General features: G+C 70.6%; 18 protein-coding genes. 11 read left to right on the forward strand and 7 right to left on the reverse strand.

The window, feature by feature from the left end; all coding sequences use genetic code 11:
* The first annotated feature begins 14 nt into the window (after positions 1-14).
* The 6 genes from OHN19_RS39580 (at position 15) to OHN19_RS39605 (ending at position 6,075) form a co-directional block, all read left to right on the forward strand.
* The gene (locus tag OHN19_RS39580) at positions 15-1,373 is read left to right on the forward strand and encodes a GH1 family beta-glucosidase (RefSeq protein ID WP_330268828.1); all 1,359 of its coding nucleotides are present in this window, start codon (positions 15-17) and stop codon (positions 1,371-1,373) included.
* Between the two features lie 177 nt (positions 1,374-1,550).
* Entirely contained in the window at positions 1,551-2,225 is a 675-nt protein-coding gene (locus OHN19_RS39585) for a polysaccharide lyase family 7 protein (RefSeq protein ID WP_330268829.1), read from the forward strand.
* A gap of 34 nt (positions 2,226-2,259) precedes the next feature.
* The gene (locus OHN19_RS39590) at positions 2,260-2,826 is read left to right on the forward strand and encodes a Chromate resistance protein ChrB (RefSeq protein ID WP_330268830.1); all 567 of its coding nucleotides are present in this window, start codon (positions 2,260-2,262) and stop codon (positions 2,824-2,826) included.
* A gap of 41 nt (positions 2,827-2,867) precedes the next feature.
* Positions 2,868-4,001: an MFS transporter gene (locus OHN19_RS39595; RefSeq protein ID WP_330269817.1), complete on the forward strand. Its 1,134-nt coding sequence runs from the start codon at positions 2,868-2,870 to the stop codon at positions 3,999-4,001.
* A 229-nt stretch (positions 4,002-4,230) separates the two neighbouring features.
* Positions 4,231-4,923, forward strand: a complete 693-nt coding sequence (locus OHN19_RS39600; RefSeq protein WP_330268831.1) for a GAF and ANTAR domain-containing protein — start codon at positions 4,231-4,233, stop codon at positions 4,921-4,923.
* 111 nt (positions 4,924-5,034) lie between these two features.
* Entirely contained in the window at positions 5,035-6,075 is a 1,041-nt protein-coding gene (locus tag OHN19_RS39605; protein ID WP_330268832.1) for an epimerase, read from the forward strand.
* Here the strand turns inward: OHN19_RS39605 and pgm are convergent.
* The 5 genes from pgm to OHN19_RS39630 all read right to left on the reverse strand — a co-directional run bounded on the left by pgm (position 5,988) and on the right by OHN19_RS39630 (position 13,089).
* Entirely contained in the window at positions 5,988-7,628 is a 1,641-nt protein-coding gene (pgm, locus tag OHN19_RS39610) for a phosphoglucomutase (alpha-D-glucose-1,6-bisphosphate-dependent) (RefSeq protein WP_330268833.1), read from the reverse strand. The genes OHN19_RS39605 and pgm overlap by 88 nt on opposite strands.
* A gap of 234 nt (positions 7,629-7,862) precedes the next feature.
* Positions 7,863-9,884, reverse strand: coding sequence for a beta-galactosidase (locus OHN19_RS39615; RefSeq protein ID WP_330268834.1), 2,022 nt, complete (start codon positions 9,882-9,884; stop codon positions 7,863-7,865).
* Positions 9,885-9,926: 42 nt separating this feature from the next.
* The gene (locus OHN19_RS39620) at positions 9,927-10,808 is read right to left on the reverse strand and encodes a carbohydrate ABC transporter permease (protein ID WP_330268835.1); all 882 of its coding nucleotides are present in this window, start codon (positions 10,806-10,808) and stop codon (positions 9,927-9,929) included.
* Positions 10,805-11,776, reverse strand: a complete 972-nt coding sequence (locus tag OHN19_RS39625) for a sugar ABC transporter permease (RefSeq protein ID WP_330268836.1) — start codon at positions 11,774-11,776, stop codon at positions 10,805-10,807. The genes OHN19_RS39620 and OHN19_RS39625 overlap by 4 nt, the downstream gene beginning before the upstream one ends.
* The gene (locus OHN19_RS39630) at positions 11,773-13,089 is read right to left on the reverse strand and encodes an ABC transporter substrate-binding protein (protein WP_330268837.1); all 1,317 of its coding nucleotides are present in this window, start codon (positions 13,087-13,089) and stop codon (positions 11,773-11,775) included. The genes OHN19_RS39625 and OHN19_RS39630 overlap by 4 nt, the downstream gene beginning before the upstream one ends.
* A 472-nt stretch (positions 13,090-13,561) precedes the next feature.
* Here OHN19_RS39630 and OHN19_RS39635 point away from each other — a divergent pair, with 472 nt between their 5' ends.
* Both OHN19_RS39635 and OHN19_RS39640 read left to right on the forward strand, forming a co-directional pair.
* On the forward strand, positions 13,562-14,626 hold the full coding sequence (locus OHN19_RS39635; protein ID WP_330268838.1) for a LacI family DNA-binding transcriptional regulator: 1,065 nt from the start codon (positions 13,562-13,564) through the stop codon (positions 14,624-14,626).
* Between the two features lie 154 nt (positions 14,627-14,780).
* Positions 14,781-15,689, forward strand: coding sequence for a squalene/phytoene synthase family protein (locus OHN19_RS39640; RefSeq protein ID WP_330268839.1), 909 nt, complete (start codon positions 14,781-14,783; stop codon positions 15,687-15,689).
* Between the two features lie 86 nt (positions 15,690-15,775).
* On the opposite strand, the gene OHN19_RS39645 is transcribed toward OHN19_RS39640, so the two are convergent.
* Both OHN19_RS39645 and OHN19_RS39650 read right to left on the reverse strand, forming a co-directional pair.
* Positions 15,776-16,039 (reverse strand): GlsB/YeaQ/YmgE family stress response membrane protein, encoded by a 264-nt coding sequence (locus tag OHN19_RS39645; protein WP_330268840.1) that lies wholly within the window; start codon positions 16,037-16,039, stop codon positions 15,776-15,778.
* A 115-nt stretch (positions 16,040-16,154) separates the two neighbouring features.
* Positions 16,155-16,421: a GlsB/YeaQ/YmgE family stress response membrane protein gene (locus OHN19_RS39650; RefSeq protein ID WP_330268841.1), complete on the reverse strand. Its 267-nt coding sequence runs from the start codon at positions 16,419-16,421 to the stop codon at positions 16,155-16,157.
* Positions 16,422-16,688: 267 nt separating this feature from the next.
* On the opposite strand from OHN19_RS39650, the gene OHN19_RS39655 reads away from it, so the two are divergent.
* The 3 genes from OHN19_RS39655 (at position 16,689) to OHN19_RS39665 (ending at position 19,687) form a co-directional block, all read left to right on the forward strand.
* Complete coding sequence (locus tag OHN19_RS39655) at positions 16,689-17,042, forward strand: metalloregulator ArsR/SmtB family transcription factor (protein ID WP_330268842.1); 354 nt, start codon at positions 16,689-16,691, stop codon at positions 17,040-17,042.
* 48 nt (positions 17,043-17,090) lie between these two features.
* Complete coding sequence (locus tag OHN19_RS39660) at positions 17,091-17,768, forward strand: lytic transglycosylase domain-containing protein (RefSeq protein ID WP_330268843.1); 678 nt, start codon at positions 17,091-17,093, stop codon at positions 17,766-17,768.
* Positions 17,769-17,980: 212 nt separating this feature from the next.
* A complete protein-coding gene (locus OHN19_RS39665; protein ID WP_330268844.1) occupies positions 17,981-19,687 on the forward strand; it encodes an LCP family protein in 1,707 nt (568 codons plus the stop codon).
* The last annotated feature ends 47 nt before the right edge of the window (positions 19,688-19,734 follow it).

Here is a 19,734-nt window from a genome sequence, read left to right on the forward strand (position 1 = left end):
CCGAAAGGACTTTCGTGACCATCGACCTCGCCGCACTCCCGCGGGACTTCCTGTGGGGCACGGCCACGGCCGCCTACCAGATCGAGGGAGCCGTCGCCGAGGACGGACGCGCCCCCTCGATCTGGGACACCTTCTCCCACACACCCGGCAAGGTCGCGGGCGGCGACACCGGCGACGTCGCCTGCGACCACTACCACCGCTGGCGCGAGGACATCGACCTCATGCGCCGACTCGGCACCAACGCCTACCGGTTGTCCGTCGCCTGGCCGCGCGTCGTGCCCGGCGGGGACGGCCCGGTCAACGCCAAGGGCCTCGACTTCTACGACGAGTTGATCGACGGCCTCCTCGCCGCCGGCATCACCCCGTCCGTCACCCTCTACCACTGGGACCTGCCCCAGGCGCTCCAGGACCGCGGCGGCTGGCCCGTGCGCGACACCGCGGAGCACTTCGCCGCGTACGCCTCGGTCGTGGCCGGCCGGCTGGGAGACCGGGTGAACCACTGGACCACGCTCAACGAACCCCTGTGCTCGGCGTGGATCGGCCACCTGGAGGGCAAGATGGCCCCCGGCCTCACCGACCTCACCGCCGCCGTCCGCGCCTCCTACCACCTGCTCCTCGGCCACGGCCTGGCCACCCGGGCGATCCGGGCGGCGGCCCCCGGCGCCCAGGTCGGTATCGTCAACAACCTCTCGACGATCCACCCCGCCAGCGACCGGCCCGAGGACCTCGCCGCCGCCCGCCGCATGGACGGCCACACCAACCGCTGGTGGCTGGACCCGATCCACGGCCGCGGCTTCCCCGACGACATGCGCGAGGTCTACGGCGTCGAACTCCCCGAGCGGCCGGGCGACTTGGCGACCATCGCGCAGCCGCTGGACTGGCTGGGCCTGAACTACTACATGCCGGCGACCGTGGCCGACGACCCCACCGCGCCCGCACCCCGGGTCCGCGAGGTCGCCCGCCCCGGTGTCCCGCGCACCGGCATGGACTGGGAGATCGACGCCAGCGGCATCGAGACCCTGCTGCTCCGCCTGACCCACGAGTACGGCGCCCGCAGGCTCTACGTCACCGAGAACGGCTCCGCGTACCCCGACGTCGTACGCCCCGACGGCACGATCGACGACCCGGAACGCCAGGAATACCTGATCGACCACCTCGCCGCCTGCGCGTCCGCCGCCCGCAAGGGCGCCCCGCTGGCCGGGTACTTCGCCTGGTCCCTGCTGGACAACTTCGAGTGGGCGTACGGCTACGACAAGCGGTTCGGCCTCGTCCACGTCGACTACAAGACCCAGAAGCGCACGATCAAGGGGACCGGTCACCGGTACGCCGACGTCATCCGCGCACACGCGGACAGCAGGCGCGAGGCAGCCTGACCGGCGATACATCGGGTGTATCCCGACTGTGGGGCGGCCGACTTGTCTCAACCTTGCCCTTGACGAGCCACGAGCCGCCCCCAAGTCATTGACTCCTCCGATGTGTTGAGGTTCCCTCCGGCACGGCGCGCACCAACTCCGGCGTCCCCGGCACCACCTCACCGAAAAGGGCACACGATGAATCGGAGATCACTGTTACGGACCGGGACCGGGCTGCTGGCCGGCGGGGCCGCGCTCGCTGTGCCGCGTACGGCGCTCGCCGTCGCGGCCGCCGATCCCACGGCCGGCTGGACCCGGACCTCGTTCAGTTACAGCTGGCAGAAGCCCTGGAACCTCGACCTCGGCGAGCGGCACGGCTACAGCGGCGGGGTCCACCGGATGTGGGTGTATGCCACCGACGAGCCCTTCGAGGAGGGCAGTTCCACCGACCCGCGCACCGAGATGCGCTGGAAGGTCGACTACACCACCGGCAACCGCATGTGGGACGCCGACGTCCACCTGCCCTCCGGCACGGACGGCGCGTCCTTCGTGCAGATCCTGCGCGGCGTCCACCCCTCGGGCACCCCGGCCACCGACATCATGCTCAACGTCTACGACACGGACGGCGGCACCGTGCGCCGCTACGACGGCACGGTGCTCAGAACGGGGGTGTACGACACCTGGTTCAACGTGAAGATCGCCCACCAGGCGACCACCGGCACCGGCACGGTCAAGGTCTACCTCGACAACGCCCTCGTCCTGACCGTCGCCGACCGGGGCCCGGCCACCCGCTACTTCAAGAACGGCGTCTACAACCACGGCTCGGGACGGGCGGAGGCCCGCTTCCGCAACATCCGCTACTGGACGCGCTGATCCCGTTGATGTAACAGCTGATACATTCCGGCGTGTGACGAAGGAAGAAGCACCGGTCCGCTGGCTCGTTCTCGTGATCAAACTGGACGCCGAGCCGTCCCGGCACCGGGTGGCGGTCTGGCGCGAGCTGCGGAAGATCGGCGCGCTCTCGCTCGGCCAGGGCATCTGGGCCGTACCGGACGTGCCGGTCTTCGCCGACGGCGTCGCGCGGGCGCTCGCCCTGACCGAGAAGGCCGGCGGGCAGGCGGTGACGCTCACCGCGTCGGGGCGCGGCCCGCAGGACGCCGCCCGGCTCCGCGAGCTGTTCGGCGCGGCCCGGTCCGCGGACTGGGCGGAGTTCCTGGCGGACTGCGGCAAGTTCGAGGAGGAACTGGCCAAGGAGATCCGCATCGCCAAGTTCACCCTCGCCGAACTGGAGGAAGAGGAGCAGTCGCTCGAGCGGCTGCGGCGCTGGCACCGCGACCTGACCGCCCGGGACGTCTTCGGCACCCCCGAGGCGGCCCGGGCCGGGGAGCGCCTCAAGCAGTGCGCGGCCGCCTGCGAGGACTACGCGGAACGCGTCTTCGCCGCCCTCCACGAGACCCCGGCCGACGACCGGTGAACCCCACCTCGGCACCCCGGCAGGCGACCCCGGCCCGCCAGATGTGGCCCCTGTACGCGGCGGGCTTCACCACCGCCTTCGGTGCCCACGGCATCGCCGCCAACCTCGGCGGCTTCTCCGACGACGCCGTCACCTCGCTGCTCGTACTGGGTGGCCTCCTCGCCCTGTACGACGGCGCCGAGGTGCTCCTGAAGCCGGTGTTCGGCGCCCTCGCCGACCGGATCGGCGCGCGCCCGGTGCTGCTCGCCGGCCTCGTCGCCTTCGCCGCCGCCTCCGCGCTGTACGTCCTCGCCGACAGCCCCGGCTGGCTCTGGGCCGCCCGTCTGGGCCAGGGCGCCGCGGCCTCCGCGTTCTCCCCGTCCGCGTCCGCCCTGGTGGCCCGGCTCAACCCGGCGGCCAGACACGGCCGCGCGTTCGGCAGCTACGGCTTCTACAAGTCCATCGGCTACACCCTCGGCCCGCTGCTCGGCGGCGTCCTGGTGTGGGCCGGGGGACTGCGGCTGCTGTTCACCGTGCTGGCGGTGCTGGGCGCGGCCGTGGCGGTCTGGGCCGCCGTCGCCGTACCCGTGGTACCGCCGCTGCCCAAGGCCCGGCAGACCGTGCTGGACCTGGCGCGGCGCCTCGCGGACCCCGTCTTCCTCGCCCCGACCGCCGCACTGGCGGCGGCCACCGCGGCCCTCTCCGTCGGCGTCGGCTTCCTGCCCGTCTCGGGCCGGGCCGCGGGTCTCGGCACGGTCGCCACCGGGGCCGCCGTGTCCGTGCTCGCCGCGTGCGCCGCCCTCGTCCAGCCCAGGGCCGGGCGCGCCCTCGACGAGGGGCGCCTCACCACCCGCTCCGGTCTGCTCGCGGGACTGCTCGTCACCGCCGTCGGCATGGGCTGCGCGATGCTGCCGGGCCTGACCGGCGTCCTGTGCGCGGCCGCCCTGACCGGCGCCGGAACCGGACTGATCACCCCGCTCGGCTTCGCCGCGCTGGCCTCGTCGACCCCGCCGGAACGCCTGGGCCAGACCATGGGCTCCGCTGAACTCGGCCGCGAACTCGGCGACGCGGGCGGCCCGTTGCTCGTCGCCGCCGTCGCCACCGCCACGACTCTCGCCTACGGCTACGCGGCACTGGCGGTACTGCTCGCGGCGGCCCCCGTCGCCGTGCTCGTACGGCGTCGAGGGAAGTGGTGAGGCTCGGTGGGGTCTGTTTCAGCCGGGCCGGGGTAGCCGACGGCCTTGATGCCTACGGCGACGGGGGAGTGGTCCGCAGGGCCGCGGGGCGCGGCTCCGAAGCGGTACGGCGCGGCGGTGGCCGTGCGTGGCGCGGGGTCACAGCACGCCCCGCCCTGGCGCCGAGCCCGCCGGAGCGCGCGGCACGACGGTAGGGTGTTCGCACGGATGACCGAAGCGGGTGGTGGCGGTGGAGTGGCGAGAATTCGCCGAGTCGATGGCCCTGCTCGCGCGGAACCTGCTGGCGCAGGACTCGGTGCAGGGCACGCTGGACGAGATCGTGGCCTCGGCGGTGCGACTGGTCGACGGCTGCGACGCGGCCGGGATCCTCGCGGTGCGCAAGGGCCGGGCCGTGACCCTGTCCGCCTGCGGGGACGTGGTCGAGGCGTCCGACCGGCTCCAGGGTGAACTGGCCGAGGGACCGTGCTTCGACCTCGCCGGCCGCCAGAACGGCGAGCGGGTCTTCCGGATCGCCGACATGCGCGAGTCGCAGCCGAACTGGCCGCGGTTCGCCGCTGCGGCCCGGGAACTGGACATCGGCAGCATGACCGGCGTGCTGCTCTACACCCACGACGAGGACTTCGGCGCGCTGAACCTGTACTCCCGGCGCCCCGGAGCCTTCGGCAAGGACATCGAGACCGCCGGCTGGCTGCTGGCCTCGCACGCCGCCGTGGCCCTGGCCGACGCCCGCGCCATCGACCAGCTCGAGGACGCCATGAAGACCCGGCACGCCATCGGCGAGGCCATGGGCATCCTGATGGAACGGCACCGCATGAGCGAGGACGACGCGTTCAACGTGCTGCGCCGCATCTCCCAGCACCACAACATCAAGCTGCGTGACGTGGCCCAGCGGGTGCGGACCGACCGCACCGACCGGCCCTGACCCCCGGGCGGCGTGATCCCCGAACCGCCACGCCGCTCTCCCGCACCCCTCAGTTGAACATGTTCAAAAACCGTGGCTATGCTGAAGCCCGACGCCGCTGAGGGAGATCCCATGAAGGTTGTGCTGCCCGGGGGAACCGGACAGGTGGGCACGGTCCTCGACCGTGCCCTGACGGCGGCCGGCCACGAGGTGACGGTGCTGACCCGGCGTCCCACGCGCCCGCACCACGTCGCCTGGGACGGCGTCACCCTCGGCCGCTGGGCCGAGGCGGTCGACGGCAGCGATGCCGTGATCAACCTGGCCGGGCGCAGCGTGTCCTGCCGCTACACCGCCGAGAACCTGCGGGCGATGATGGACTCCCGGGTGGATTCCGCGCGCGTGGTCGGAGAGGCGATCGCCGGCGCCGTACGGCCACCGCGGGTCTGGTTGCAGATGAGCACGGCGACGATCTACGCCCACCGCTTCGACGCCGCCCACGACGAGACGACCGGGGTGATCGGCGGCTCCGAGACCGGGGTGCCGGACTACTGGGCCTACAGCGTCGAGATCGCGAAGAACTGGGAGCGGGCGCAGACCGAGGCGCCGACACCCGCCACCCGCAAGGTGGCGCTGCGCGCGGCGATGGTCATGACCCCCGACCGGGGCGGTGTGTTCGACGTCCTGTCGCGGATGGTCCGACTCGGACTCGGCGGCCCGGTGGCGGGCGGTGCGCAGTACGTCTCCTGGATCCACGAGGAGGACTTCGTACGAGCGGTGGACCTCCTGATCGCCCGTGACGACATCGAGGGACCGGTGAACCTCGCCTCGCCCGGCCCCCTTCCGCACCGCGACTTCATGCGGGCGCTCCGCACGGCCTGGGGCGTGCCGGCAGGGCTGCCCGCGACCCGCTGGATGGCCGAGGTGGGCGCGTTCGCGCTGCGCTCGGACACGGAGCTGCTGCTCAAGAGCCGCCGGGTGGTCCCGGGGCGGCTGCGGGCGGCGGGCTTCACCTTCGAGCACCCCGAGTGGGACAGCGCCGCGGCGGCTCTCGTACGGCGGACCAGGCCGGCCCGCGGGGAGCCGCGTCAGGCCTCCAGTGCTCCCAGCACCACCGACCTGGCCTCCTCCTGGACCTGGCGCAGGTGGTCCGGGCCGAGGAAGGACTCGCCGTAGATCTTGTAGACGTCCTCCGTGCCCGAAGGGCGGGCCGCGAACCAGGCGTTGGCGGTGCCGACCTTGATGCCACCGAGGGCGGCGCCGTTGCCGGGGGCCTCGGTGAGGACCGTGGTGACCGGCTCTCCGGCGAGGGTGTCGGCGGTGACCTGGCGCGGGGACAGCTTGGCCAGCAGGGCCTTCTCCTCGCGGCTGGCCGGCGCGTCCACGCGCGCGTAGGCGGGTGCGCCGAAGCGGTCGGTGAGCCCGGCGTAGTGCTGCGAGGGGGTCTTTCCGGTGACCGCCGTGATCTCGGAGGCCAGCAGGGCCAGGATGACGCCGTCCTTGTCGGTGGTCCACACCGAGCCGTCCCGGCGCAGGAAGGACGCGCCCGCCGACTCCTCGCCGCCGAAGCCGAGCGTGCCGTCGGACAGACCGTCCACGAACCACTTGAATCCGACGGGGACCTCGACCAGCGGCCGGCCGACGTCCGCCGCGACCCGGTCGATCATGCTGGACGACACCAGGGTCTTGCCGATCCCCGCACCCGCGGGCCACCGCTCCCGGTGGGAGAACAGGTACGAGATCGCCACGGCCAGGTAGTGGTTGGGGTTCATGAGCCCCGCGTCCGGGGTGACGATGCCGTGCCGGTCGGCGTCGGCGTCGTTGCCGGTGGCGATGTCGAAGCGGTCGCGCTGCTCGATCAGCGAGGCCATGGCGTACGGCGACGAGCAGTCCATGCGGATCTTGCCGTCCCAGTCCAGCGTCATGAACCGCCAGGTGGGATCGGTGAGCGGGTTCACCACCGTGAGGTCGAGCGCGTGCTGCTCGGCGATCCGGCCCCAGTAGGCCACCGAGGCGCCGCCCAGCGGGTCGGCGCCGATGCGCACCCCTGCCGACCGGATCGCGTCCAGGTCCAGCACGTTCGGCAGATCGGCCACATAGGTGCCGAGGAAGTCGTAGCGGCCGGTGCCGGGCGCGGTGAGGGCACGGCTGTAGGGGATCCGCCGTACGTCCTTCAGGCCGCCCGTGATGATCTCGTTGGCGCGGTCCTGGATCCAGGAGGTCGCCTCCGAACCGGCGGGGCCGCCGCTGGGCGGGTTGTACTTGAAGCCGCCGTCGGCGGGCGGGTTGTGCGAGGGAGTGACCACCACGCCGTCGGCGAGCGCGGAGGTGCGGGAGCGGTTGTGGGTGAGGATGGCGTGCGAGACGGCCGGGGTGGGCGTGTAGCCGTCGGCCTTGTCGATGAGCACGGTCACGTCGTTGGCCGCGAAGACCTCCAGCGCCGTGATCCGCGCGGGCTCCGACAGGGCGTGGGTGTCGGCGCCGAGGAAGAGGGGGCCGTCGGTGCCCTGGGCGGCACGGTACTCACAGATGGCCTGGCTGGTGGCCGCGATGTGGTCCTCGTTGAAGGCCGCCGCGAGGGACGAGCCGCGGTGCCCCGAGGTGCCGAACGCCACCCGCTGCCCCGGCTCGGCCGGGTCGGGGTGCAGTGCGTAGTACGCCGTGACCAGACGTGCCACGTCGATGAGGTCCTCGGGCCCGGCGACCTGTCCCGCTCGCGCGTTCTGCATTTCCCCGCTCCTCCGCAAGGTCGACCGTTGGGTACGGCCCCATTCTCCCCTGCCGGGCCCACCGGGACGCGCACCGGGCCGCCCCCGACCCCAGGGAGCGACCCGGTGCTGACGGACTGGGGCCCGGGGAGGGAAGGGCCGACGCGACCTCCCCAGGTGTGACGGCCCCTCCCCGGTAGGCATGTCCCTGCTACCCGGAGGAGCCGCGCTCATGCCCGGCTCTTCCGTACCTCTTCATCCCTGGTCGAGCGGCTCGCGGACGACCGCGACACCCCCCGGCGGGACGGTGACCCAGCCGCCGACGTCCTTGCCGGTGAGCAGTTCGACGCCCTCGGCCGGGACCTCGGCTCCGCTCCCGCCGTGGTCGATCAGGAACAGGTACGCGGCGTCGGCGCCGGTGCGCCGGACGGCCTCCAGACCGGTCGGCAGGCCGGCGAGGACCGGCTGGACGCCGGCCTCCTCGACGATGCGGGTGAGCAGCGCGTCCAGGGTCGCCGGGTCGGGGCGCGTCGCCAGGTACCAGGCGGTTCCGGCGCCGGAAGCGTGCCGGGTGACGGCCGGCCCACCCGCCAGCGGCCCGTCGCCGTACGCGGCGACCGCCTCGGCGCCCGAGAGCCGGACGCGCTCCGACCACAGGGTGGCGCTCGCGCCCTCCGGGACCGCTCCCGTGAGGTGCCGTGTCTCGCCGGGCAGCAGCGGGAATAGTTCGTCGGTGGACACTCCGAGGACGTCCCGGAAGGCTCCCGGGTAACCACCCAGCCGCACATGGCAGTTGGCGTCCACGGCACCGCTGTGGAAGCCGACGGCCAGCGTGCCGCCGCGCTCGGCGAAGCCGGTCAGGTTGGCCGCGCCGGCGTCGTCGACCAGATAGAGACTCGGCACGAGGACGAGACGGTAGGAGGACAGGTCCGCGTCGGGCTGCACGAAGTCCACGGCCACGCCGGCGTGCCACAGCGGCCGGTACCAGTCCCGCACCAGGTCCACGAAGCGCAGTTCACCGCTGGGCTGGGACGGCTGCTCCAGGGCCCAGCGGGCGTTCCAGTCCCACACCACCGCGACCTGGGCGGCGGTCGTACTGCCCCGCACCTCGGCCAACGCACCCAGATCAGCGCCGAGTCGGACGACGTCCCGCCAGATCTGGCTGTCCGTGCCCGCGTGCGGCAGCATCGCCGAGTGCCACTGTTCGGCACCCGCCTTCGCGGCCCGCCACTGGAAGAAGGCGATGCCGTCGGCACCATGGGCCACGTGGGCGAGGGCGTTGCGGCGCATCTCGCCGGGATCCTTGGCCCTGTTGACCGGCTGCCAGTTGACCGCCCCGGTGGAGTGCTCCATCAGCAGCCACGGGCCACCGGCCATGGAGCGCACGAGGTCACCGCTGAGCGCGACGTCGATCTGCGACTCCGGGTCGGTCGAGCGCAGGTAGTGGTCGTTGGAGACGACGTCCAACTCCGGTGCCCAGCGCCAGTAGTCAAGCGCCTCGATACTGAAGTTCACCATGAAGTTGGTGGTGGCGGGGATGTCCGCGGAAGCCTCCCGCAGCACGTCCCGTTCCGCGGTGTACAGCGACAGCTGCTCGTCGCTGCAGAAGCGCCGCCAGTCCAGCTGGTGGGTGGGGTTGGGGACGGCTCCGGTGGCGCGGGGCGGGATGACCTCGTCCCAGTCGTAGTACCACTGGCTCCAGAAGGTCGTCCCCCAGGCGTCGTTCAGGGCCGCGAGGTCTCCGTACCGGTCCCGCAGCCAGCGGCGGAAGGCCTCGGCCGAAGTGTCGCAGTAGCACTCGGCGTTGTGGCATCCGTACTCGTTGTGGATGTGCCACATCACCACGGCCGGGTGGTCCGCGTACCGCTCCCCGAGCGCCCGGGCGACCCGCAGCGCCGCCTCGCGGTACGCGGGGCTGGAGGGGCAGAAGGTCTGACGACTGCCGTACGACAGTCCCCGGCCGTCCTTGTCGACCGGCAGGGCTTCCGGGTGCTTGCGGAAGAACCAGGCCGGCGGTGCCGCCGTGGGGGTCGCGAGGTCGGCGGCGATGCCGTTCTCGTGGAGCAGGGCGAGGATCCGGTCCAGGCGCGAGAAGTCGAACTCACCCTCGCGGGGCTCCAGCAGCGCCCACGAGAAGATGTTGACGCTGACCATGTTCACGCCCGCCTCGCGCATGAGACGGACGTCCTCGATCCAGACCTCCTCGGGCCACTGCTCGGGGTTGTAGTCGCCGCCGTAGGCGATTCCGGGGAGGCGAAGACGGCGTGCGGTAGTCAATTCAGAGTCGCTTTCGAACGGGGCTGTGGTCAGCGGCTGTGGTCAGCCCTTGTTGGCGCCGAGGGTCAGGCCGCTGACGAACTGGCGCTGGAGTACGAAGTAGACGATCAGGGTGGGGATGGCGGTGAGGAGGGCGCCGGCGGCGACCAGGTTGGGGTCGGTGAAGTACTGGCCGGAGAGGTTGTTCAGGGCGCTGGTGATCGGCATGTTCTCCCCGGTGGAGATCAGGACGATGGCCCAGAAGAAGTCGTTGTAGATCCAGATGGACAGCAGGGTGCCCAGGGCGGCCATGGCCGGTTTGCACAGCGGGAGCACGATCTGCCAGTACATCCGCCACACCGATGCCCCGTCGACGAGGGCGGCCTCGGTCAGCTCGTGGGGGAGCATCCGCATGTAGTTGCTGAGTACGAAGGCGCAGAACCCGGACTGGAACGCGACGTGGATCAGTACCAGGCCGAGCGCGGAGTCGTAGAGCTTGCCGCTCATGGTGATGCCGGGCAGGTCGACGAGGAGGTAGAGCCGGTACAGGGGGGTGATGATGACCTGCTGGGGGAGCAGGTTGCCGGCGGTGAAGACCAGCAGGAGGGCGATGTTGAGGCGGAAGTCGAAGCGGGAGACGTAGAAGGCGACCATCGACGACAGCAGCAGCGTGATCAGTACCGCGGGGATGGCGATGATCAGTGTGTTGCCGAGGTAGTGGAGCATGTCGGACTGCTGGAAGGCGTTGGTGAAGTTGTCGAAGGTCAGCTTGTCCGGCCAGGACACGTAGCCTTTGTTGCTGGTCTCGCTGTAGGGGCGCAGGGCTGCGTAGATCGCCCAGAGCAGGGGGGCGAGCCAGGCCAGTGCGGTGCCGGCGAGGAAGACGTGCAGCAGGATCCGGGCGGGGCGGATCGGCGTCTTGGTCTTGAGAGCGAGGGTGCTCATGCCTGCCGCTCCTTCCGGAAGGTCGCGATCAGGTAGGGGATGATGACCGCGAGGGAGATGACCAGCAGGACCACGGCGATCGCGGAGCCGTAGCCGATCCGGCTGGACTCGCCGATGATGTTGTTGGTGATCAGGATCGACAGCAGTTCGGTGCCCTGGGCGCCCTTGTTGAAGACGAAGACCAGGTCGAAGGCGCGCAGTGCCTCGATGATGGTGACCACCAGCACGACGGTGTTGGTGGGGCGCAGGGTGGGGAAGATGACGTTCTTGAAGGTCTGCCACTCGTTGGCGCCGTCCAGCGAGGACGCCTCGCGCAGGGAGGGGTCGACGCCCTTCAGGCCGGCGAGGTAGAGGATCATCATGTAGCCGGTGTGGCGCCAGGACGCGGCGATCAGCACGGCCCACAGGTTGAGTTTGGGGTCGCCGATCCAGTCGATGTAGTGGCCGGGCTTGTTCGCGCCGATGAGGCTGTTGATCAGGCCGGTGTCGGGGTTGTAGACCAGCTGCCACACGAACCCGGTGACCGCCAGGGAGACCACGACCGGCAGGAAGAACGCGGTCTGGTAGAGGCGGGAGAAGCGGATCTTCTTGTCCAGCTGGACGGCCAGGAACAGGCCGAACGGGGTCGGGATCAGGATGAGCACGACGAACCAGATGACGTTGTGCTCGACGGCCGGCCAGAACTGCGGGTTGTCGGTGAACAACTGACGGAAGTTGTCCAGGCCGACCCACTTGATCGAGTCGAAGCCGATCCCGTCCCAGCTGGTGAAGGCCAACGCGATGGACGCCAGCGCGGTCACCCATACGAGAGCGACATGGAGGATGGTCGGCACCCCGGCCATCAGGGCGAGGGTGATCCGGTCCCGGCGGGTCAGCAGACGGCTGTGTCCCTGGGGGACCTTGCGGGGGGCAGGGCCCGAAGGCGGCACGGTGGGCGCCGCCTTCGGGGTCTGGGTTTCGATGCTCATGAGGATGCGAAGATCGTCTTCTTCTGGCGTTCGATCGAGGACAGCAGACTGTCGACGCCCTTGGGGTTCTGGAGGAACTTCTGCAGCGAGGGCTGCATCACCGTCGAGGTGAAGTCCGGACGCGAGTCACGGTCCATGAACTGCGTCAGGGTCTTGGCCCCCGAGATCATCTCGAACGCCTTCTTCTGCAGCGGCGAGTACGCGGCGGTGGAGGCCTTGTTCGAGGCGGCCACCACACTCGGGTCGGACTTGAGGTAGGTCTCCTCCGCCTCGGGCGTGCCCAGGAACTCCAGCAGCTTGGTCACCCCCGCCTTGTTCTTGGGCGACTTGCTCACCATGAAGCCGTCGGTGGGCGCCTCGACGGTGTCCTGCCCGTACGCGGAGTTGATCTCCGGGAAGGCGAAGAAGTCCAGGTCGTCCAGGTCCGCCTTGTTGGTGAACTGCTGCGCCACGAACGTGCCCAGCAGGTACATGCCCGCCTTCTTCGCCACCAGCGTCTGCGCCGCGTCCTGCCAGGTGCGGCCCATGAAACCGTCCTGGTGGTACGGCAGCAACTCCGCCCAGTGATCGAAGACACCCTTGACCTTCGCGTCCGTCCACGACGCCTTGCCCGCCATCAGCTCGACATGGAAGTCGTAGCCGTTGAGCCGGAAGTTGATCTGGTCGAAGGTCCCCATCGCCGGCCACGCGTCCTTGTCGCCGAACGCGATCGGCACCAGGCCGTCCTTCTTCATCTGCTTGCACAACGCCACCAGCTCGTCCCATGTCGTGGGCACCTGGTAGCCGTGCTGCTGGAAGACGGACTTGCGGTAGAACACCGCCCACGGATACGTCGTCAGCGGCACGAAGTAGTACTTGCCGTCCGCACCCTTGGACAGCTTCTTCATCGCGTCCGGGAAGTTGCCCCCGATCTTCTCCCACACGTCGTCGACCGGGGAGGCGAGCCCCTTCTGCGCGAAGAACTGCATCCGGTACCCGGCGAACCAGTTGAACACGTCGTCCGGCGTGCCCTGCAGATACGAGTTGATCTGCTCCTGGAACGTGTTGTGGTCCTTGGTGTTGACCTTGACCGTGATCCCGGACTGCTTCGTGAACGCCGTGTAGATCTCGCCGTACGCCTTCTTCGGCACGGCATCCGACTGGTTCGACCCCAGGCTCACGGTCTTCGGGTCCGACGAGCTGCCGCTGCCGCCACACGCACTCAGCAACGGAATACCCGCACCCGCGAGCAGGGCGGCACCACCCGCACCCCGCAACAGACTGCGGCGGCTGGGCGAAGGGAGGGAGAGACCCGAGGGGGAGAGGTCCTGCATGTACGGCTCCTGACAGGGCGGTCGTACCCGGGCTTCGGCACGGCGACCCGATGAGACGGTGGTGAGGAAGACGTCACCAACTGATCAGAATCAAACGTGATCGCACAGAGACGATCGGCGGACGTCACGAAGAGTGTGCGTTGCGTGGGGTCACTGTCAAGACCATGTGTCCGAATATCTGCATGGGACGGATAGGGCGGGAGTGAACGCCCGTACCGTCCAGGGCCGGCTCGTCCGCCGGGTCGGGCGGGCTCGGGCCGTCCTGCCGATCGCTCTCTGATCAGGCCGGATGTGCCTCCGGCAGCGAATGGAGAAAGCGGTTTCCGGGATCCTTCGGGCATACGGCAAGGACCGAAGGCGGTGCCGGTACCCTTGACGCGTTCCCCGCTGGGCGCGTAGATATGACCGCGCGGTCAGATTGCGCGGTCAGAGCAGCTGACCTGCGGTGCGGTACCGAGCCACAGGAGAGTCCATGACACCGGATGCGGGGCCCGACCGGAGCGCGCACGTGCCGCGCAGCGCCGACGTCGCACGGCTGGCCGGGGTGTCGCGCAAGACGGTCTCCCGGGTGCTCAACAACGAGCCGTACGTCTCCGACGAGGCACGACGCCGGGTCCTCGCGGCCGCGGAGGAACTCGGCTACCGCCTGAACCAGGCGGCCCGCGCCCTGGCCTCCGGGCGCACCCGCTCCCTCGGAATCGTCGCCCTGGGCACCGCGGGCTATGGAACCGCTTCCCTGCTGGTGCACATCGAACACGCCGTACGGGACGCCGGATACGCCCTGCGCGTCATCAACACACCCGACGGTGCCCCGGAAGGCATCGCCGGCGCACTGGAGTCACTCCTCGAACAGGGCGTGGACGGGGTCATCGTCTCCGAACCCGTCGTCAAGGGGGAGGTACCGCTCCGCGTCGACGTACCCGTCCTCTTCCTCGGCGCCCCGCCTTCGTTCGCCGCCTCCCGGACGCTGGCCGTGAGCGTGGGCGCCCGGGAGCTGGCGCGGGCCGCCACCGAGCACCTGCTGGAGCTGGGGCACGACACCGTCCACCATCTCGCCGGTCCCCGGAAGTGGTACGCCACCAAGGACCGCATCGAGGGCTGGCGGGCGGCCCTGGCCGCACGCGACGCGCACGAGCCGCCGCTGCTCAACGGCGACTGGTCGGCGGAGTCCGGATATGCGGCGGGGCGTGCGCTGGCCTCGGACCGTTCGGTGACCGCGGTGTTCGCCGCGGGCGACGAGATGGCCATCGGCCTCATCCACGCCCTGCGGGAGGAGGGTCGTCGGGTACCTGAGGACATCAGTGTCGTCGGGTTCGACGGCAATCCAGTCTTCGCCTACGTCTCCCCGCCCCTGACGACCGTGCGCCAGCCCTTCGAGGCCGCCGCACGGGAGGGTGTCAGGCTGCTCGTGCACGCCGTCGAGCACCCCGACGCCGAGCCGCCGCACACCGACGACCCCCCGGTCGAACTCGTCGTCCGAGGCTCGACCGCACCCCCACCGCCCCACCGGCACCGACCACCACTCCGCGAGCCCTGAGCGGCGCCCCACGTCAACTGGCGTGATCCGAGGGAAGGTTGAACGATCCCCGCGGTCGGGAGTTAAGGTCACTCGGACCGCTTCTCCCGACGCCCCGCCGGCCCGGCCCGTGGCGGTCCAGGTGACCCCGTCGGAGAGCAAAGGGTGGTAGGACGTGCCGAGTTGGGACCGCAGACTGACGGCCGCCGGAGTACGGGACCGTGCCCTGCGCGCGGACTACTCGACCGCCGCCCGGGTCTTCGCCCGCAGGATCCTCGCCCACTACGCCGCCGTACGCCTGCTGGTGGCCCCGGCGCTGCACCCGCACATAGTCGCCTCCTACGCCTTCCTCGCCCGCACCGACGACCTCGCCGACCAGGGACCGTTGGAGCAACGCCTGCCGCGCTGGCACGCCTGGGCCGAGCAGGTCACCGCCGGGCTGCGTTCCGGCCACGCCGACGACCCGGTGCTGCGGGCCTTCCTGCACACGGTGGCCGTACGGCGGCTGCCTCACCACTGGGTGCACACCTACCTCAAGGCCACCACCGAGGAACTGCACTTCACCGGCCACGCCACCGAGGCCGACTTCCAGCGGTACGTCGACCACCTCGCCCTGCCCGCCCTCATGCTGATCGAGGAGCTCCAACACGAGGGCGGCGGCGACGAGTTGTTCCGGTCGCGGGCCCGGTCCTTCGCCGAGGGCCTCCAGCGCCTGGACTTCCTGACCGACCTCACCGACGACCTGAAGGAGGGGCGCCTCTATCTCCCGCAGGAGGACCTGGACCGCTGCGGAGTCACCCGCGCCGACCTCGAACAGGGCCAGGACACCGCAGCCGTACGGGAGTTGGTGGCACTGACCTGCCGTAAGACCAGAGCATCCCTGACCGACTCACGAGCCCTGGCGGACTCCACGGTGCCGGGGTTCCGGCCGCTGCAGCGGGCCCTGCTGGACCTCGCCGAGCACCAGCTCTCCCGCGTGGAGAGCAGCGGCACCTCCGTCACCCGGCGCGCGGTGGGCTACGGCGTCCGTGTGCCGCTCGCCGTACTGTTCCGGGAGAGGCGCCAGGTCAGGAGTGGGGCGTAGGAGGAGCGAACCGGGCGCGTGTCCTCCCGGCACTCCGTACCTGGTACTCCGGATCACGGCAGCGGCCGATCCGCCGCCCCCATACGTCAGTGACGCACCTTCACCTTGCTGAGCGCGGCCACCCCGAGCGCGGCCACGGCGATCTGGATCAGCCACTCGACCCAGTCGACGCCCTTGGTGTCGGCGACGTCGAGACCCGCCGCGATGCCCGTGCCGATGAAGGCGGCGACGATACCGATCAGGATCGTCCACAGGATGCCTATGTGCTGGCGGCCGGGGACCACGAGCCGGCCGATGACACCGATCACGATGCCGATGACGATCGCGCTGATGACGCCTGAGATCTCCACGAGGTGTCACCCCCCTCTGTAGTTGGTGACGCCCGAGTGCCCTCCGGAGCGGGGCGCACTCCACCGACGCGGCCCTCCCTGTCCCCGGATCCTGGCTCCGCGGCCGACTGCCCGGTCAGTCGCGCGAGTTGCCGAACAGCAGGCGGTAGCCGATCAGCAGGACCAGGGAGCCGCCGATCGCCGCGCCCCAGGTGTACAGGTCGAAGAAGTGGCTCTCCACGGGCCGGTCCAGGAAGCGGGCGGAGAGCCAGCCGCCGACGAACGCCCCGGCGACGCCGATGAGGGTGGTGCCGATCAGCCCGCCCGGGTCGCGGCCCGGCAGCAGGATCTTGGCGATGGCCCCGGCGAGCAGGCCCAGGATGATCCAGCCGATGATGCCCACGTCGTAGTCCTCCGGTCGGGTCGGGGACGGGCGCGGTCCGCCCGGCCCCGATGCTTCGAGTTGCCTGTTTGCGCAAGCCTATGGACCCGGACGGGGGAGTGGCGGGGGCCGACGGCGACTGATGACAAGTCGTCGATGTTCTTTCACGGACTTATTACATTGCGCAACAGATGAAGCGTCAGGGCCCTGCCCGCCCCTCGCCCGGGGCCCCTACACTGGGACGTCGCACATGTGTTGACGGTGACCGGGGCGGGGCAGGAGAGGACTGTGGCGACACTCGCTGGGGGCTTCGAGGATCCGTCCGCCGAGGTGCTGACCGAGGCGTCCGAAGTGTTCGGACTGCTCGCCTCCTCCGCTCGACTGCACCTCATGTGGGCGCTGTCCCAGGGCGAGAGCGATGTCACCCACCTCGCCGACCGGGTCGGCGGCGCGCTCCCCGCGGTCAGTCAGCACCTGGCGAAGCTGAAACTCGCCGGGCTCGTGCGCTCCCGCCGTGAGGGCCGCCGGCAGGTCTACTACGTCGACGACCCCGACATCGTGACGGTCGTCCGGGTCATGGTCGGCCAGCTGACCGCCCGTACCGCCCCGACCGCGCACAGCATCGCCTCACGCCGCTCTTAGTCCGCCTCCGGTACGAAGGACGACGCCGGGCGGAAGAGGGGGAGAGGCATGTCCGATGTCCGGGTGTCATGGCGTCGGCGCCTGCTGCCCGTGGTGGTCCTCGTGCTGGCCCTGTACGTCGTCGTGCGCGCCGCCAGCACCTCGCAGGGCGACTCCGCGCCCCCGGCGGACCCCACCCCGAAGCCGACCACGTCGACCGGTCCGACGGCCCCGTCCGCCCCCACGACGGCCTCGTCGTCGTACGACCCCGCCGCCTACGCCTCCCAGGTGCGCAGCCGTGCCCGGCAGACCGGGGTCAGCGCCCAGCTGCTGATGGCGATCCTCTACAACGAGGCGTACAAGCCCCACGACCCGGCCCTGGAGCGGGCCTGGCAGAAGTACAAGCCCGACGCGGCCTTCGGCATCGCGAACATGCACCGCGCCACCTTCGACGAGGTCAAGAAGGGCCGGGACTTCGCGCACCGGAACTGGCAGGACCTGCCCGACGACCGCGACCTCGCCGTCGAGGCCGAGGCCTGGTACCTCCACGACCTGAAGGCGCAGCTGCCCGCCACCCGGTCGACGCGCTACACCGAGGACGAGCTGCTGGCCCTCGGCTACAACACGGGCGCCGGCAACATGCTGGCCTTCGCCCGCGGGGCGACCCCGGGCAGCCAGGCCCAGGCGTACCTGGACAAGCTGCACGCCAACTGGGCGCGGGCGGGAAGGGCCGTGGCGGAAGGCTGAAGTGTGCCGGAGGTTGCCGCGTTTCTCCATGAGATGCCTCACCTGTGAAATCCGCCGGGCTCGGTGCTGGCCGGGCCAGGGGTTTGTTAGATTGCGCAACTACGCAACCTAGGCGAAGTTCCTGCTTGGCCTGCCTGTACACCGCCGCGCACGCCCGGCCGCCCACCCCTCGGCCCGGCCTGACAGGCCCGACCGTTTCGTGGGAGTGGTAGATGAGCGACCGGTGGGACAGCCCGGGCGGTCAGGCCACGCGCAGCCGCACCGGCCAGGTACCCGGACAGCGCGCGGGCGGATCCGGTGGGGCGCATCGGCCCGGGGGCCGGGCGGCGGCCAGGGCGGCGGCCCGCTCGCACGGCGGCAAGAGGGCGCGGCGCCGAGCACGCCCGGTCCGGCGCGGCAGGCGGCTGCTGAAGATCGCCGGACTGTGTCTGGCGATCCTGGTGCTGGCCACGGCCGGCGCGGGCTGGTGGTTCTACCAGCACCTCAACGGCAACATCAACAGCGTCGCGCTCAACGGCAAGGGCGGCTCGGAGAAGGCCGACGCGTTCGGCCGCACCCCGATCAACATCCTGGTCATGGGCTCCGACGGCCGCACCAGCAAGGCGGACTGCAAGCTCGGCGGCGGCTGCTCCCAGACCGGCGTGCAGACCGGCAACGGCAACGCGGACGTGCAGATGGTGGTGCACATATCCGCGGACCGCTCCAACGCCACCGTCATGAGCATCCCCCGCGACACCATGGTCAACGTCCCGGCCTGCAAGGACAGTGAGAGCGGCCAGTCCACGTCCGGCTACTACGGCCAGATCAACAGCGCCCTCCAGTACGGCCCGGCCTGCCAGGTCGCCACCATCCACCAGCTCACCGGCATCCCCATCGACCACTTCGTCAAGCTCGACTTCTCCGGCGTGGTCAAGATGTCCGACGCGGTCGGCGGTGTCTCGGTGTGCGTCAGTGACAACGTGTACGACACCTACTCGCACCTGAAGCTGTCCAGGGGCACCCACACCCTCAAGGGCGAGGCGGCCCTGGAGTTCGTCCGCTCCCGGCACGGCTTCGGGGACGGCAGCGACCTCGGTCGTACGATCTCGCAGCACATCTTCCTCAGCGCGATGATCCGGAAGTTCAAGAGCGCGGGCACCCTCACCGACCCCACCGCGGTGTACGACCTCGCCGACGCCGCCACCAAGGCGCTGACCGTGGACGACGGGCTCGGCAGCGTGAAGAAGCTGATCTCGCTCGCGGCCGACGTGAACAAGGTCCCCACCAAGCGGATGACCTTCACGACGATGCAGACCGCGCCCGACCCGAACAACAGCAACCGTGTGGTGGTGGGTTCGGGGGCCAAGGACCTCTTCTCCAGCATCGCCGACGACCAGTCCCTGAGCACCGGTTCGGGCAAGAAGTCCGCGGCGGCCACCGCGACGGCCTCGGCCTCGGCGGTGCCGGCCTCCCAGATCGCCGTGACCGTCGAGAACGGCACCGCGATCACCGGCCGCGCCTCCGACGTGGCGACCGCGCTCACCCAGCAGGGCTTCAGCTCCGCCACGACCACGGCCAACGCGCCCAGCCCCGCGGCGACCACCACGCTCACCTACGGCACCGGTCAGAAGGCGGCGGCGCAGACGGCCGCCAAGGCGCTCGGGCTGCCCGCCTCGCATCTCCAGCAGGGGACGGGCACGGGCCTGACCCTGGTGATCGGCGGGGACTGGACGAGCGGCAGCACGTATCCCGGCGGTTCGTCCTCGCGGGCCCCCGCCGACACCAAGGCCGCGGTCTCCAACGCCCATGCGCAGACCGCCGACGAGGCCAAGACCTGCGCCAAGGTGAGCCCTTACAAGACCGTCGCGCTCAACGGGGTCCCCATGACACCGGCTCAGGCGTACGCGGCGGCGACGAACAAGAAGGACTCCGACGAGTGAGGCGGGGACCGGGCTGGTGGTTGTACAGTTGCGCAAGCTGGCAACCA

The sequence above is a fragment of the Streptomyces griseorubiginosus genome, assembly GCF_036345115.1.
GTDB classification, from domain to species: Bacteria; Actinomycetota; Actinomycetes; order Streptomycetales; family Streptomycetaceae; genus Streptomyces; species Streptomyces griseorubiginosus_C.

Excerpts from the sequence above, each read along its gene's own strand:
- OHN19_RS39660 (WP_330268843.1), top strand. The coding sequence starts at position 17,091 with ATGTCCGATGTCCGGGTGTCATGGCGTCGGCGCCTGCTGCCCGTGGTG.
- OHN19_RS39635 (WP_330268838.1), top strand. The coding sequence starts at position 13,562 with ATGACACCGGATGCGGGGCCCGACCGGAGCGCGCACGTGCCGCGCAGC.
- OHN19_RS39625 (WP_330268836.1), bottom strand. The coding sequence starts at position 11,776 with ATGAGCATCGAAACCCAGACCCCGAAGGCGGCGCCCACCGTGCCGCCT.
- OHN19_RS39585 (WP_330268829.1), top strand. The coding sequence starts at position 1,551 with ATGAATCGGAGATCACTGTTACGGACCGGGACCGGGCTGCTGGCCGGC.
- OHN19_RS39605 (WP_330268832.1), top strand. The coding sequence starts at position 5,035 with ATGAAGGTTGTGCTGCCCGGGGGAACCGGACAGGTGGGCACGGTCCTC.
- pgm (WP_330268833.1), bottom strand. The coding sequence starts at position 7,628 with ATGCAGAACGCGCGAGCGGGACAGGTCGCCGGGCCCGAGGACCTCATC.
- OHN19_RS39630 (WP_330268837.1), bottom strand. The coding sequence starts at position 13,089 with ATGCAGGACCTCTCCCCCTCGGGTCTCTCCCTCCCTTCGCCCAGCCGC.
- OHN19_RS39665 (WP_330268844.1), top strand. The coding sequence starts at position 17,981 with ATGAGCGACCGGTGGGACAGCCCGGGCGGTCAGGCCACGCGCAGCCGC.
- OHN19_RS39620 (WP_330268835.1), bottom strand. The coding sequence starts at position 10,808 with ATGAGCACCCTCGCTCTCAAGACCAAGACGCCGATCCGCCCCGCCCGG.
- OHN19_RS39595 (WP_330269817.1), top strand. The coding sequence starts at position 2,868 with ATGTGGCCCCTGTACGCGGCGGGCTTCACCACCGCCTTCGGTGCCCAC.